Below are 15,079 nucleotides of genomic sequence, written 5' to 3' on the forward strand. Positions count from 1 at the left end.
CCGCTATTCCGCCGGCTGTGCGGCGCCTTCCGCCGCCGGCTCGGCGGGCGTATGCGCGCGCGACAGGAGGCTGTAGGCGACCGGCACCACGTAGAGGGTCAGCAGCGTGCCGAAGGTCATGCCGCCGACGATGACCCAGCCGATCTGCGACCGGCTCTCCGCCCCGGCCCCGGAGGCGAGCGCCAGCGGCACCGCGCCCAGCACCATGGCGCCCGTCGTCATCAGGATGGGGCGGAGCCTGAGGATCGCCGCCTCCACCAGGGCCTCGCCCTTCTCGCGGCCCTCCTCGCGCAACTGGTTGGCGAATTCGACGATCAGGATGCCGTGCTTGGTGATGAGACCGATCAGCGTGATCAGACCGATCTGGCTGTAGATGTTGAGCGAGCCGCCGGTCAGCGACAGGGTCGCCAGCGCTCCGGTGATCGACAGCGGCACCGAGACCATGATGACGAAGGGGTCGACGAAGCTCTCGAACTGGGCGGCGAGCACCAGATAGATGAAGCCGAGCGCCAGCAGGAAGACCAGAACGATGCTGGCCCCGGACTGGCGGAACTCGCGGCTCTGGCCGCCGTAGTCGATCTGAACGGTCGGCGGCAGCACCTCACGCGCCGCCGTCTCGAGCGCAGTCAGCGCGTCACCGAGCGTATAGCCGGGCGCCGGCGTCGCCGTGATGGTCGCGGCGCGCAACTGGTTGAAGCGGTTGAGCTCGCGCGGGGCGATGGTCTCGGTCGCCGTCACCACGCTGGAGAGCTGCACCATCTCGCCGCGCGCCGAGCGAACGTAGATGGCGCTGAGCACGTCCGGCGTCGCCCTCTCGGCGTCCGCCACCTGCACCATCACGTCGTACTGCTCGCCGTTCTGGGTGAAGCGGGTCACCTGCCGGCCGCCGAGCAGCGATTCCAGCGTCCGCCCGATCACCTCGATGGACAGGCCGAGGTCGGCGACCCGCTGGCGGTCGATGTCGACGCGGATCTGCGGCTTGTTGAGGATCAGGTCGGTGTCGAGATTGGCCAGCGCCGGCGAGGCCGACGCCGCCTCCAGCAGCCGGTCGGAATACTCCTTCAACTTCGCATAGGGTTCCGAGGTGCGGATGACGAACTCCACCGGGCTGCCCTGCCGGCCGCCGCCGAGCGCCGGCGGATTGGCCGCGAACATGCGAACGCCCGGAATCTTCGCCAGCTCGCGGTTGATCTCGGTGACGATCTCCTGCTGCGAACGGCTGCGCTCCTCCCACGGCTTCAGCCGCGCGATGACGATGGCGCGGGTCACGTCGGGAAAGCCGACGATGGAGAAATAGGCCTGGACCTCGGGGATGGCGGCGAGCACCGGCTCGATGCGCCGCGCCTGCTCGGCGGTGAAGCTCAACGTCGCGCCCTCCGGCGCCGTGCCCTGGGCGCGGATCGAGCCCTGGTCCTCGACGGGGGAAAGCTCCGAGCGCAGCAGCGTGAACGACCAGGCGCCTATGCCCGCCGATCCCAGCGCGATGAGGATCACCAGCCAGCGGGCGGAGAGCGCCGCCTGGAGCGACCGGCGATAGCCGGAGGTCATGGCGACGAAGCCGCGCTCGAGGATCATGTAGATGCGCCCGTGGCTCTCCTGGCGGCGCAGCAGCTTGGCGCACATCATCGGGGTGAGCGTCAGGGCGACGAAGCCGGAGACGACGACGGCGCCCGCCAGCGTCAGCGCGAACTCGACGAAGAGCTTGCCGATGCGGCCCGTGGCGAAGGCCATGGGCGCATAGACCGCGACCAGCGTCAGCGTCATTGCGACGACGGCGAAGGCGATCTCGCGGATGCCGCGCATGGCGGCGGCGACAGGCGCCATGCCCTCCTCGATATGGCGGTAGATGTTCTCCAGCACGACGATGGCATCGTCCACCACCATGCCGATGGCGAGCACCAGCGACAGAAGCGTCAGCGTGTTCACCGAGAAGCCGAAGACGAGCATCAGCGCGAAGGCGCCGATCAGCGAGATCGGGATGGTGACGAGCGGGATCAGCGTCGCGCGGAACGAGCGCAGGAAGAGGAGGATGATGAGCACGACCAGCACCACCGCCTCGGCGATGGTGACGTAGACGGCGCTGATCGAGCGGGCGATGAAGACGGAGGAATCGAAGGACACGGCGAGGCGCATGGCCGGCGGCAGATCGTCGGAAATGGCCGGCAGCGCCCGCGTCACGCCGGCAGAGACGTCCAGCGGATTGGCGGTGGCCTGCTTGACGATGCCGAGGGTCACCGAGGGGACGCCGCCGAACCAGGCCGAGGTGCGCTGGTCGCGCGGGCCGATCTCCACCTTCGCCACGTCGCCGAGACGCACCACGGCGCCGTTCTGCTCGCGCAGCACGATGGCGCGGAACTGCTGCGGCGTCGTCAGGCCCGTCTGGGTGAGCACCGTGAACTCCCGCGACCGGCTCTCGATCAGGCCGGCCGGGATCTCGACGTTCTGCGCCCGCAGCGCCGCCTCCACCTCCTGCACCGTGAGCTGGTAGGAGGCGAGCCGCGCCCGGTCGATCCAGATCCGCATGGCAAAGGTGCGCTGGCCGAGGATGCGCACCTCGGAGACGCCGGTGACCGTCTGCAACCGGTCGACGATGAAGCGGCTGGCGAAATCGGTCAGTTCCAGCGCACTCAGCCCCTGCCCTGTCAGCGACAGGTAGATGACCGGCTGGGCGTCGGCCTCCACCTTGGCGATGATCGGCTCTTCGATCTCGTCGGGCAGGCGCCCGCGCACCCGCGACACCCGGTCCCGGACGTCCGAGGCCGCGACGTCCGGATTGATCTCGGGCCGGAAGCGCACGGAGATGTTGCTGGTCTGCTGGCGGCTCGCCGAGGTGATGATCTCGATGCCCTCGATGCCGGCGATGGAATCCTCCAGCACCTGCGTCACCTGCGTCTCCATGATCTCGGCGCTCGCCCCCTGATAGGTGGTGCGGACCGAGACGATAGGCTCGTCGATGTTGGGGAACTGGCGCACGGCGAGGCGCGAATAGGAGACCGCGCCGATCAGCACGACGAGGATGCTCAGGACGGTGGAGAAGACCGGACGCTGGACGAAGACGGCGAAGGGGTTCATGGCCGCCGCTCCGGGCGGACCGAGGCGGTGGGACCCGCGGAGGCGGGGGGCTCCGCGGCCGGCGGTCGCGGCGCATCGATGACGTTCACCGCCGCGCCGTCGCGCAGGCGGATCTGGCCGGCGATGACGACCATGTCGCCCGCCGCGACGCCCCGGGTGACCTCCACCTTGCCGTCGAAACGGCGTCCGGCCGTGACGGTCGTCATCACGGCGCGGCCGTCGCGAACCACGTAGACGGCGAGATCGCGCCCCGACGCCGAGGCGACGAGGGCGGCCTCGGGAATGACGACCGCATCCTCGCGCACGGCGGTGGTGAGCGAGACCCGGGCGAAGAGGCCCGGCCGCAGCGCCCCGTCGGCATTGGCGATGGTGGCGCGCAGCCGCAGCGCCCGCCCGGCCGCGTCGATCACCGGATCGATGGCATAGACCTCGCCGCGATAGCGCTGGTCGGGAAAGGCGTCGACCCGCACGTCCACGGTCTGGCCGGCCGTCGCCGCGCCGATGAACAGTTCCGGGATCGAGAAATCGAGCTTGATCGGATCGAGCTGCGTCAGGGTGGTGATCGCCTGTCCCGCCGGCACGATGTTGCCGACGCTGATGCTGCGCAGGCCGACGACGCCCGAGAAGGGCGCCGTGAGGGTGAGCTGCCGGAGCTTCGACTCCGCGGCCGCCACGTTGGCGCGCGCCACCGCGAGCTGCGCCGTCGCCTGTTCGAGGGCGACCTGCGTGCCGGCGCCGCGCTGCACCAGGGTCTGGCTGCGGTCGAAGACGTCCTGAGCCAGCGAGAGATTGGCTTCCGCCTGACGGAGTTCGGCATTGGCGATGGTGGCGTCGAGCTCGACCAGCTTCGCGCCCGCCTCCACCCGCTGACCCTCGCGGAAATGGAAGGCGACGATGCGCCCGGCGACCTCCGGGGCGATGTTGACCTGCTCGTTGGCCGCCAGCGTGCCGATGGCGTCAACCTGGTCGGCGACGCGCTCGCGCGCCGCCCGCGCCACCTCCACCGGCAGGGCCTGCCCGGCCGGGCGGGCGGGCCGCGCCGTCTCCGCCGCACCGCCGGGCAGGCCGAGGAAGGCGGGCTGCATCCACCAGACGCTGGCGGCGGCCAGGACGAGGAAGAACAGGACGAGGGCGGAACGCCGCACGGTCGATACGGTCATGAAGTCCTCTCGGGGGAGACGCTGCTGCGCGACCGCGTCGGGCGGGAAGGGGTCGCGCCGGCGACGGCCTCGGGGCCGGCGGCGGGCAGGAGGCGTCGGGCACCCGGCGGAGGGCATGCCGACCCTCTCCAACAGATGATGGTGGGATGTGTTCCCCGGGTGACGCGGATGGGCGACATTGCGCCGCAGGGGCAGCGGCGGCAGGCGGTGTCGCAGCCGCCGGTTGAGCCCGGAGCCGCGAACGGGCAAGGTCGGCGGCCGATTCCGCGACGGCTCCCGAGGACACCGCCTTGCCATTCCGCTTCGTCCACACAGCGGACATCCACCTGGATTCGCCCCTGCGATCGCTGGCGCTGCGCAATCCGGCGCTCGCCGCGCTCGTCGGCGATTCGACCCGGCAGGCGCTGGTCGCCATCGTCGACCTCTGCCTCGACCAGAAGGTGGATGCCCTGGTGATCGCCGGCGACCTCTACGACGGCGACCAGACCTCGATGAAGACGGCGCGTTTCCTCGCCACCCAGCTCGCTCGGCTCGACCAGGCGGGCATCGCCGTCTTCAAGGTGCGCGGCAACCACGACGCGCTGTCCAAGATAACCCAGGAGCTGATCCTGCCGCCGGGCGTGAAGGTTTTCGGCGGACGCGGCGAGACGGTCGAGATCACCGGCAAGGGGATCGACATCGCCGTCCACGGCATCAGCTTCGCCCGGCCCCATGCGCCCGAGAGCCTGGTGCCGAAATTCCGCGCCCCGGTGGCGGATGCGGTGAACGTCGCCATCATGCACACCAGCCTCGCCGGCGCGCCCGGCCACGACGCCTATGCGCCCTGCGCCGTGAAGGACCTGCACGAATCCGGCTTCGACTACTGGGCGCTCGGCCACGTCCATGCACGCGCCCAGCATGCCGGCGCGCGCGCCGTCGTGATGCCCGGCATGCCGCAGGGACGCGACATCAACGAATCCGGCCCCAAATCCGTCTCCCTCGTCACCATCGGCGACGACCGCAGCATCACGGTGGAGGAATGGCCGACGAGCATCGCCCAGTTCGAGCGCATTCCCGTCGATCTCGGCGGCATCGCCACCTGGCGCGAGGCCGTCGACGCCGTCGAACTGGCGATCGGCCGTGAGCGCGACCGCACCGAGGCGCCCCATCTCGTCGGGCGGCTGATGCTCTCCGGCGCGACGCCGCTCGCCTGGCGGCTGCGGCGCGACCGTGACCTGCTCACCGCCGAGATCGAGCAGCGCGTCGAGACGGCTGGGCGGACCTGGATCGACAGGATCGAACTCGCCGTCGCGGCGCCGGAACAGGCGGCAGAGCCCGGATCCGCCGATCCCGTGCGCGAACTCGCGGACCTCCTGCGCGGCGGTGCCCTCGGCCGGCACGGCCTGCGCGAGGCGGTGCGCGACCTCGTCCGCGACCTGCGCGACGACCTGCCGGGCGATGCCCGCGGCTTCACCGGCAATTCGGAGGAGGAGTTCGAGGCCTTCGTCGAGACGCTCATCGGGGAGGCCGGCGAGGACGTGCTGGCGCGGCTCGAGGCCGACGCCGGCGGAGAGCGGTGATGCGGCTGCAGCGCCTCGACCTCGTCCGCTACGGCCGCTTCACCGACCGGGCGATCGACTTCGGCCCTAAGCCCGCGGAAGGCCCCGATCTCCACATCGTCTACGGCCCGAACGAGGCCGGCAAGTCCACCTCGCTCAACGGCTATCTCGACGTGCTCTTCGGCATCCAGGAGCAGAGCCGCTACGCCTTCCTGCATCCATATGCCTCGATGGAGGTGGGGGCGGTGCTAGACGTCGACGGCGCCGTCCACGAGGTGCGGCGCATCAAGCAGCGCAGCAACTCCCTGCGCGACCTCCGCGGCGAACCGCTGCCGCCGGCGCTGCTCGCCGCCCCGCTCGGCGGCCTCACCCGCGACGGCTACCGGATGATGTTCTCGCTCGACGACGAGACGCTGGAGCTCGGCGGCGAGGCGATCCTCGACAGCCAGGGCGACATCGGCGAGCTGCTGTTCTCCGCCAGCAGCGGCCTCGCCGACCTCTCGCGCAAGCTCGACGCGGTGAGCGCCGAGGCCGACGGCATCTTCCGCAAGCGGGCGAGCACGACGCGCATCGCCGCCCTCAAGCGCCGGCTCACCGAACTAAAGGCGAGCCGCGACGAGATCGACGTCCAGGCCTCCGAACATGCCCGTCTGGCGGAGGCCCTCGCGCGCGCGGACGAGGCCTATGCCGCCGCGGCGCGGGACCTCGGGATCGCGCGCGCCCGCGCGGACGAACTCGCGCGCATTCTCCGCGCGCTGCCCCTGCGCGCGGAGCGGGACCGCCTCCTCGTCGAACTCGAGCCGCTCGCCGGCCTGCCGCGCCCGCCCGCGCACTGGTCCGCGGACATGCCCGCGCTCCGCGCGCGCGAGGCCGAGCTCTCCGCCCGCGCGCGCGGGCTCGACGCCCAGATCGCCGCCCTCGCCGAGGAGCTGGACAGGCCGCAGCCCGAGGCGGCGCTGCATCCCCTCGGCGACCGGCTGGCGCGCCTCGCCGAGGCGACGGCCCGCTATCGCACCGCCGCCGAGGACCTGCCGAAGCGCCGGCGCGCCCTCGCCGAGGCCGACCGCGAACTCGCCGCCACCGCCGCCGCCCTCGGCCGGCCGGGCGAGGCCGACCCGGCGGCTCTCGCCCTGCCGGCGGCGCTGATGGGCCAGCTCCGCGACCTGATCGAGCAACAGTCCGGCGTCGCCGCCGGGCTGGCGAGCGCCGCGCGCGAGGTCGACGACGCCCGCGAGGCGCTGCTGCGCGCGGAGGACGAGCATCGCCGCCTCGTCCAGGCCGGAACCGCCCTGGCACCTGAAGCGGTGGCCGCTCTGGAGACTGCGCTCGCGCCGCTGCGGCAGGGCGACCTCGCAGCGCGCGAGGCTATGCTCGAGCGGGAGGCCGACAAGGACCGCCGCGCGTTGGAGGCCGCCCTGACCACCCTCCGGCCCTGGACCGGCGAACCCGCCGTCCTGGCGGCCCTCGCCATGCCGGAGCCGGCGGAGATCGCCGCCTGGCGGCGTTCGGCCGCGGAGCTCGAGGCGGAAGCGGCGCGCTGCCGCCGGCAGGCCCAGTCCCTCACCGCCGAGCGCGATCAGGCCGCCGCCGCGCGCGACGCTCTGCGCAGCGCCGCCGGCCTCGTCGACGACGCCGCCGCCATGGCGCTCAGGGCGGAGCGGGAAACGGCCTGGGCCGCCCATCTCGGCGATCTCGGGCGCCAGACGGCGGCGGCCTTCGAGGCCGCCATGCGGGCCGCCGACGCCGTCGCCGACGCCCGCGCCGCCCATGCCGACCGGCTCGCCGAGATGCGGACCCACGCCGTCACCGTCTCGACACGGCAAGCCGCTCTCGACCGCGAGACCGAGGCCCTCGCGGCGGCGGACGGGGCGCTGGCGGCCCTCCGCCGCACGGTCCGCGCCCGCCACCCCGTGCCGGAGGCGCTCCCCGAGGATGCGCCGCTCGCCGCCTGGCTCGACGCCGCGGAACGCTGGGCCGCCCGCCGCGGTGCCGCGCTGGAGGCTCACGACCGCCTGCAGGAGGCGGAGACGCGCCTCGCCGCGGCGCGCGCCGAGCAGGACACGGCACGACGCGGCCTCTCCCAGGCTCTGTCAGCCATCGGCCTGACGCCGGGAGCATTTCCCCTCCCCGCCCTCGTCCAGGCCGCCGAGGCGGCGCTGAAGGCGAATGCCGAGCGGGCGCGACAGGCCGAAGCCGCCGCCGACGCCATGCGGGACCGGCAGCGCGACCTCGACACGCGCACCCGCCGCGCCGAGGCGGCGCGTGCCGCCATGCAGACCTGGGCCGACGCCTGGGAGGCGGCTCTCGCCGCGACCTGGTTCGCGGACCGCGGCGGCAGCACCGGAGCCGTCCGCGCCATCCTCGACCTTGCCGGCGGCCTGCCCGCCGCCCTGAAGGCGCGCGACGACATCGCCCACCGCATCGCCGCCATGGAGGAGGATTGCCGCAGCTTCGTCACCGAACTGGGGCTGATCCACCAGGCGCTGGGCGAACCCTTCGAGGAGCCGGCGGCGCTCGCCGCGGCGGAGATGCTGATGCGGCGCCACGAGCAGGCGCGCATCGAAGAGACGATGCGGCGGGAGATGCACGGCAAGCTCGCCGGGCTCAGGGAGGAACGCCAGGCCCTGCAGGCGGAGGTCTGGGCGCACGAGGCCGAGCGGGACGCCCGCCTCACCTTCTTCGGCGTCGACGATCTCGTGGCGGTCGGCACCTGCCTGCAGACCTGCGCGCGCCGCGACGCCCTCGCCGGCCGGGCCAAGGATCTCGCCGACCGTATCGCCGGCGAGATGCGCGCCTCCGGGATCGAGGAGGCGCTGGAGAGGCTGGATCGTCTCGACGCCGAAGCGCTCGCGACGGAAGCGGCGGAGATCGAGGCGACCCTCGACCGGACCGAGGCACAGGCGCGCGACCTCTATGCCGCGAAGAGCCTCGCCGCCGAGCGGCTCCAGGCCATCGGCGGCGACGATGCCGTGGCCCGCATCGAGGCGGAGCGGCGGGTGGTGATCCTGGAGATCGAGGACCTGGCGCTGCGCTTCCTGCGCCTGCGCGCCGGACGGATGCTGGTCGACCAGGCGCTCACCGCCTATCGCGACAGGCACCGCAGCTCGATGATGCAACGCGCCTCCGAAGCCTTCCGCCTCATCACCCGCGAGGCCTATCTCGGCCTGACGACGCGGGCCGACAAGGACCGCGAGGTGCTGATCGCCCTCTCCCGCGACGGCGGCTCGAAGGCGGCGCAGGACCTCTCCAAGGGCACGCGCTTCCAGCTCTATCTCGCCCTCAGGCTGGCCGGTTACGAGGAGTTCGCGGCGGTCCGCCCCCCGGTTCCCTTCATCGCCGACGACATCATGGAGACCTTCGACGAGATGCGGTCGGAAGAGGCGTTCCGCCTGTTCGGGCGGATGGGCGCCATCGGCCAGGTGATCTACTTCACCCACCACCGCCATCTCTGCGACATCGCCGCCCGCGTCGTGCCGGGCGTGCGCATCCACGACCTCGCGCCCTGAGGGCCGGATCAGCGCGGACCGAGCGTCGTCACCCAGATGACGCGGGCGACCTGCTGGGAGGGATTGTCGAACATGTGGGGCACGGTGGACGGAAAACGGAAGCTGTCGCCGGGCTCCAGCACATGGGCCTCGTGGTCGAGCCACAGCCGCAGCTTGCCCGCCAGCACGTAACCCGCCTTCTCGCCCGTGTGGCGCACGAAGTCGGTGCCCGAGGATCCGCCGGGATTGAGGGTCAGCTCGTAGAACTCGATCTCGCCGGTCTCGGCCGGCGTCAGCGCCTCCTTGACCACGCCGCTGGCGGTGAGCCTGAGCAGCCGGCGGTCGTTCTTGCGCACGATGTAGCGGGCCGGCGAAACCGGCTCGTGGTCCTCGAAGAAATACGAGATCGGCACGCCGAGGGCGATGCTGAGCAGCCTGAGCGTGCGGACGGACGGCGTCGCCAGCGCCCGCTCCACCTGGCTGATCATGCCGGTCGACAGGCCCGTCCGCTTCGCCACCTCCTGGATCGACAGGCCGGCGCGCTGGCGCATCAGGCGGATGGTCTCGCCGAGGCGCTGGTCGCCGTCGTCGGCAATCGTCGCTGCGGGGGGCTCCGCGACAGCCATGTCCTCAGGCGCCGCCCCTGCCCGCCCTGCGCTGCTGCGACCGCTCATGCGACATCCTTCTCCCATTTGCCCGGATGGCAGGGAGCCCATCCTGCCACGCGCAAATGCAGGGGTGATCCTCTTCCCTGACAGGCGTGAGGCCCGCCCCGTGCCATTGACAGCTCTGTTTAGCAGTGTTGAAGTTTGGTCGCGACAATTCAAGACCATTGAACGCTGCGGACAGGATCCGCCGGGCGCCGGACGACCTCCGGCGAACGGGCGAGCCATGCCGGGCGTCACCTGAGGGGGCGATGATGAGCGACGAGACCAACGGCGTCAAAGCAGTGCTTCCGATCACCGGCCCCAGCCGCCGCGTCCTCATGGTTCTCGGTGCCGGCGCCGCCGCAGGCCTCGCCGCCCCCGGCACGCTCTTCGCCCAGGGCACCCGCCCCTCGACGCCGCCCGACCGCCCACGCGGGCAGATCGTCGCCGCACTGTCGCAGGAACCGACCGTCTTCAACCCATTGATGCCCGGCATCGAGGTCGACCAGGCGGTCTGGTGGCAGCTCTTCTCGACGCTCTGGTACATCGACGCCGAGGGCAACTTCGTCCCCGATCTCGCCCGCGAGGTGCCGACGGTGGCCAATGGCGGCCTCTCCGCCGACGGCCTGACCTGGAAGATCAAACTGCGGACCGGCGTCAAATGGCACGACGGCACGGCCTTCACCGCCGAGGACGTCAAATATTCGCTGGAGCTCATCAACAACCCGAATTTCCGGGTGCGCAACCGCGTCGGCCACAGCCTCGTCAAGGACATCACGGTGGTCTCGCCCGACGAGATCCACTGGCGGATGGAAACGCCCTATTCGCCCTACCTGTCGATCCTGTCGCTGACCTTCCTCGTGCCGAAGCACGTGATGGAGAAGGCCGCCGATCCCAACACCTCGCCGATGAACAACGCTCCCGTCGGCACCGGCCCGTTCCGCTGGGGCTCGCGCACGCCCGGCGACAACATCCTGCTCGCGGCAAACCCCGCCTATCACGGCAAGGGCCCCTATGTTGAACGGTTGATCTTCAAGTACATTTCCGACCTGACGGTCCTCTACACCCAGTTCCGCACCGGTCAGGTGGACTACACCGGCATCCAGGGCATCCTGCCGAACTTCGTCCGCGAGGCGAAGACCCTGCGCGACCGCACCGTGGTCGTCTCCTCCACCTCCTCGGTGGAGCACATCGCGCCGAACCTCGACTTCGGCCCGCTCGCCGACAGGACGGTGCGCGAGGCGCTCTACATGGCGATCAACAAGAAGGCGATCATCGACGCCCTCAACTACGGCCTGCCGACGCCGACCGAGACCTTCGTGCCGCAGCAGGGCTGGTCGTTCCAGAAGGGCCTGCCGGCCCATGCCTACGACCCCGCCAAGGCCAATGCGCTCCTCGACGCGGCGGGCTGGGCGCGCGGCTCCGACGGCGTGCGCGCCAAGGGCGGCGTGCGGCTCGAGTTCACCAACTCCACCACCTCCGGCAACGCCGTCCGCGAGCAGACCCAGCAACTCCTGATGCAGGACTGGCGCGGCATCGGCGCCGCCATGCGCATCCAGAACATGCCGCCCGCCGTCATGTGGGGCGAGTTCTGGCAGCAGTCGAAGTTCAACTCGGCGCTGGTCTCGGTGAACTTCATGCTCGGCGCCGATCCCGACGTCACCCCGCGCTTCGGCTCGGGCGCGATTCCCGCCAAGGGCGGCCGCGGCTTCAACACCTACCAGTACCAGAACCCCGAGGCCGACCGCCTCCTCGCCCTCGGCGCCCGGCAGTTCGACCTCACCGAGCGCAAGGCGAGCTACGGCCAGTTGCAGACCATCATCCGCAACGACCTCGCCATCCTGCCGCTGTTCCAGGGGATCATCGCCGAGGGCATGAAGGCCAATCTCCGCGGCTTCCGCCCCAACGCCAACACCTCCACCAACTGCTGGAACATCCGCGAATGGTACTGGGCCTGACGCGGCGGCGGGGAGGACCCGCCTGACATGGCACGCTACGTCGTCAACCGGCTGGGACAGGCGGTGCTGCTGCTCTTCATCGTCTCGATGCTGGGCTTCGCCATTCTCCACCTCGCGCCCGGCGGGCCGCTGTCGCAGTTCGCCCTGTCCTCGCAGATGACGCAGGAGGACCTCGACCGCATCACCCGCCAGCTCGGCCTCGACCGGCCGCTGCCGGTGCAATATGCCGACTGGCTGTGGCGCATGCTGCGCGGCGACTGGGGCGTCTCCTACCGCGACGGCGAGCCGGTGTTGAAGATCATCGGCGCCCATCTCGGCGCCACCTTCGAGCTGATGGCGACCGCGACGCTCATCGCCGTGGTGGTCGGCTGCTGGATCGGCATCCTCGGCGCCATCCGCCGCTATTCCATCTTCGACCAGTTCGCCACCGTCGGCGCCATGGTGGCCCTGTCGATCCCGACCTTCTGGTTCGGGCTCATCGCCATCTACGTCTTCTCGGTCAATCTGGGCTGGCTGCCTTCCGGCAACCGCCACACCGTCGGCGAGGAGGGATCGCTCCTCGACATGCTGCACCACCTGATCGCGCCCGCTCTCGTGCTGGCGCTGGTGGAGACGGCCATGTGGGGCCGCTTCATGCGCTCCTCCATGCTGGACGTCATCAACCAGGACTACATCCGCACGGCCCGCGCCAAGGGCCTGCCCGAATGGCGCATCCTCTCCCAACACGCCCTGCGCAACGCGCTGCTGCCGATGATCACGGTCGCCGGCCTGCAGTTTCCGACCCTGCTCGGCGGCGCACTGGTCACCGAGACGGTCTTCACATGGCCCGGCATGGGCCGGCTCTTTCTCGATTCCATCGGTTACCGCGACTACCCCGTGGTGATGGGCATCCTCATGTTCTCGGCCACCATGGTGCTGATCGGCTCGCTCATCGCCGACATGCTCTATGCCGTGGTCGATCCGCGGATACGGGTGGGCTGAACCGTGACCGCCATCCCCGCCACGGACCCCGTCCACGTCACCCCCGCCCGGGCCGCCTGGCAGCGCTTCCGCCGCCATCGCCTCGCCATGGCCGGCGCCGTCATCATCGCGCTGCTGGTCTTCGGCTCGGTCTTCGGGCCCCTCCTGCTGCCCTTCGACGACAAGTTCATCGACATCATGCACCGCTTCGCCCCGCCGCTTTCGGGCGCCCATGTGCTCGGCACCGACGAGCTCGGCCGCGACGTGCTGGCGCGGCTGATGATGGGCGGGCGCGTGTCGCTCACCATCGGCATCGTCGCCATGGTCATCGCCATGGCGGTGGGCATCGTCATCGGCACCTTCGCCGGCTTCTACGGCGGCGTGCTCGGCGCCGCGCTCATGCGCTTCGTCGACGCGGTGCTGTGCTTCCCCACCATCTTCCTGCTGCTGGCGCTGGCGGCCCTCATCGAGCCCGGCATCGTCGCCACGACGATCCTCATCTCGGTCACCGCCTGGATGAGCGTCGCCCGCATCGTCGAGGCGCAGATCCGGGCCCTGCGTGAACGCGACTTCACCGCGGCGGCCATCGCCTTCGGCTCGTCCAACCTGCGCATCATGTTCAAGGAACTGGTGCCCAACGCCATGGCGGCCATCGTCGTGGCGGCGACCCTCAACGTCGCCAAGGCGATCCTGCTGGAATCCTATGTCAGCTATCTCGGCTACGGCATCCAGCCGCCGGCCGCGAGCTGGGGCAACATGCTGAACAACGCCCAGATCTACATGACGAGCGCGCCCTGGCTCGCCATCGCGCCCGGCGTCGCCATCACCCTCGCGGTGACCAGCTTCAACTTCCTCGGCGACGGCCTGCGCGACGCGCTGGACCCCCGCCTCGACATTCACTGACCGGACGATTGCCAGGAGCCCATCCCATGTCACCGCCGCTTGACCGCATCCAGGGCGACGACCGCCTTCCCGAAAGCGCCGACGTCGTGGTCATCGGCGGCGGCGTCATCGGCGTCTCGGCCGCCTATCACCTGGCGAAGAAGGGCCACTCCGTCGCTCTCGTCGAGAAGGGCCATGTCGGCTGCGAGCAGTCGAGCCGCAACTGGGGCTGGTGCCGCCAGCAGGGCCGCGCCCGCGCCGAGATTCCGCTGGCGCGCGAGGCGCTGCGGCTGTGGGAGGAGATGCAGATCGACGCCGGCCGCGACGCCGGCTTCCGCCGCACCGGCGTGCTGTTCCTCACCAAGAACCCGGCCGAACTCGCCGCCTGGGAGAAATGGGCGGAGATCGCCCGCGAGATGCAGGTGCATTCCACCGTGCTCACCCCCGCCGAGGTGCAGGAGCGCCTTCCCGGCAATGCCGACACCTGGGTCGGCGGCCTGCATACGCCGAGCGACGGTCGCGCCGAGCCCTCCATGGCCGTGCCGGCTCTCGCCACCGCAGCCCGCAAGCATGGCGTCACCATCCACCAGGCCTGCGCCGCCCGCGGCCTCGAGACGGCGGGCGGCCGGGTCGGCGGCGTCGTCACCGAGAAGGGCACGATCCGCACCACATCGGTGCTGCTGGCCGGCGGTGCCTGGTCCTCGCTCTTCTGCCGCCGCCACGGCATCGACCTGCCGGTCGGCCTCGTCAACGCCACCGCCTGCCGCACCACGCCGGCCCCCGAGATCACCGACGGGGCGCTCGGCACCGACTTCTTCTGCATCCGGCGACGGCTCGACGGTGGCCTGACGCTGGCGCTCCGCGGCCGCGGCACGGTGGAGCTGACGCCCGACCTCATCCGCTATGCCCGCACCTTCCTGCCGACCTACCGGCAGCGGCGGAAGGGGCTGAAGATCTCCTTCGGCAAACCCTTCCTCGACCAGCTCCTGCGCGGCACCAACTGGCCGCTCGACCGGCCCTCGCCCTTCGAGGCCGAACGCGTGCGCGATCCCGCTCCCGACATGACCCTGGTGGAGGAGGCCCTCGCCGCCCTCATCACGGCGAACCCGGACCTGAAGGGCATCCAGATCGCCGAGGCCTGGGGCGGCACCATCGACACCACGCCGGACACGATCCCCGTCATCTCGGCCGTCGACAAGCTCCCCGGCTTCTTTCTCGCCACCGGATTCTCAGGCCACGGCTTCGGCATCGGGCCGGGCGCCGGACGCCTCGCCGCCGACGTGGTGACCGGCGACGCCCCGCTCATCGACCCCGGCGCCTATTCCTATGAGCGTCTCGTCGACGGTCGCCCGCTCGCCCCCGTCGGCCTGTTCTGAG

9 protein-coding genes are annotated in these 15,079 nt (G+C 71.1%); 6 read left to right on the forward strand and 3 right to left on the reverse strand.

All coding sequences use genetic code 11. From position 1 onward, the window contains the following. Positions 1–3: 3 nt before the first annotated feature. Positions 4–3,072, reverse strand: a complete 3,069-nt coding sequence (locus C6569_RS12555) for an efflux RND transporter permease subunit (RefSeq protein WP_106749172.1) — start codon at positions 3,070–3,072, stop codon at positions 4–6. Beyond that, positions 3,069–4,232: an efflux RND transporter periplasmic adaptor subunit gene (locus C6569_RS12560; protein ID WP_181313738.1), complete on the reverse strand. Its 1,164-nt coding sequence runs from the start codon at positions 4,230–4,232 to the stop codon at positions 3,069–3,071. Before C6569_RS12560 ends, C6569_RS12555 begins: the two co-directional genes overlap by 4 nt. Before the next feature lie 290 nt (positions 4,233–4,522). Here C6569_RS12560 and C6569_RS12565 point away from each other — a divergent pair, with 290 nt between their 5' ends. Then, the gene (locus C6569_RS12565; protein WP_106749173.1) at positions 4,523–5,791 is read left to right on the forward strand and encodes a metallophosphoesterase family protein; all 1,269 of its coding nucleotides are present in this window, start codon (positions 4,523–4,525) and stop codon (positions 5,789–5,791) included. Beyond that, positions 5,791–9,276 carry an AAA family ATPase gene (locus C6569_RS12570; protein ID WP_106749174.1) on the forward strand — a complete coding sequence of 1,162 codons (3,486 nt, stop codon included), beginning with the start codon at positions 5,791–5,793 and terminating at the stop codon, positions 9,274–9,276. The genes C6569_RS12565 and C6569_RS12570 overlap by 1 nt, the downstream gene beginning before the upstream one ends. An 8-nt stretch (positions 9,277–9,284) precedes the next feature. Here the strand turns inward: C6569_RS12570 and C6569_RS12575 are convergent, their stop codons facing one another. Continuing rightward, positions 9,285–9,929 (reverse strand): cupin domain-containing protein, encoded by a 645-nt coding sequence (locus tag C6569_RS12575; protein ID WP_245898089.1) that lies wholly within the window; start codon positions 9,927–9,929, stop codon positions 9,285–9,287. Positions 9,930–10,174: 245 nt separating this feature from the next. Between C6569_RS12575 and C6569_RS12580 the strand changes: the two genes are divergently transcribed. Genes C6569_RS12580 through C6569_RS12595 form a run of 4 tightly spaced genes read left to right on the forward strand, consistent with a single transcriptional unit; the run spans position 10,175 to position 15,078 of the window. Continuing rightward, the gene (locus C6569_RS12580) at positions 10,175–11,860 is read left to right on the forward strand and encodes a peptide ABC transporter substrate-binding protein (RefSeq protein WP_106751025.1); all 1,686 of its coding nucleotides are present in this window, start codon (positions 10,175–10,177) and stop codon (positions 11,858–11,860) included. Between the two features lie 27 nt (positions 11,861–11,887). Continuing rightward, positions 11,888–12,841 (forward strand): ABC transporter permease, encoded by a 954-nt coding sequence (locus C6569_RS12585; RefSeq protein ID WP_106749176.1) that lies wholly within the window; start codon positions 11,888–11,890, stop codon positions 12,839–12,841. Between the two features lie 3 nt (positions 12,842–12,844). Beyond that, the gene (locus tag C6569_RS12590) at positions 12,845–13,723 is read left to right on the forward strand and encodes an ABC transporter permease (RefSeq protein WP_106749177.1); all 879 of its coding nucleotides are present in this window, start codon (positions 12,845–12,847) and stop codon (positions 13,721–13,723) included. A 26-nt stretch (positions 13,724–13,749) separates the two neighbouring features. Beyond that, a complete protein-coding gene (locus C6569_RS12595; RefSeq protein ID WP_106749178.1) occupies positions 13,750–15,078 on the forward strand; it encodes an NAD(P)/FAD-dependent oxidoreductase in 1,329 nt (442 codons plus the stop codon). The last annotated feature ends 1 nt before the right edge of the window (position 15,079 follow it).

Origin of the sequence: Phreatobacter cathodiphilus, from assembly GCF_003008515.1 — a bacterium.
GTDB classification, from domain to species: domain Bacteria; phylum Pseudomonadota; class Alphaproteobacteria; order Rhizobiales; family Phreatobacteraceae; genus Phreatobacter; species Phreatobacter cathodiphilus.

Coding starts and splice junctions, on each gene's coding strand:
- C6569_RS12555 (WP_106749172.1), bottom strand. CDS start 3,072: ATGAACCCCTTCGCCGTCTTCGTCCAGCGTCCGGTCTTCTCCACCGTC.
- C6569_RS12585 (WP_106749176.1), top strand. CDS start 11,888: ATGGCACGCTACGTCGTCAACCGGCTGGGACAGGCGGTGCTGCTGCTC.
- C6569_RS12570 (WP_106749174.1), top strand. CDS start 5,791: ATGCGGCTGCAGCGCCTCGACCTCGTCCGCTACGGCCGCTTCACCGAC.
- C6569_RS12575 (WP_245898089.1), bottom strand. CDS start 9,929: ATGAGCGGTCGCAGCAGCGCAGGGCGGGCAGGGGCGGCGCCTGAGGAC.
- C6569_RS12560 (WP_181313738.1), bottom strand. CDS start 4,232: ATGACCGTATCGACCGTGCGGCGTTCCGCCCTCGTCCTGTTCTTCCTC.
- C6569_RS12580 (WP_106751025.1), top strand. CDS start 10,175: ATGAGCGACGAGACCAACGGCGTCAAAGCAGTGCTTCCGATCACCGGC.
- C6569_RS12595 (WP_106749178.1), top strand. CDS start 13,750: ATGTCACCGCCGCTTGACCGCATCCAGGGCGACGACCGCCTTCCCGAA.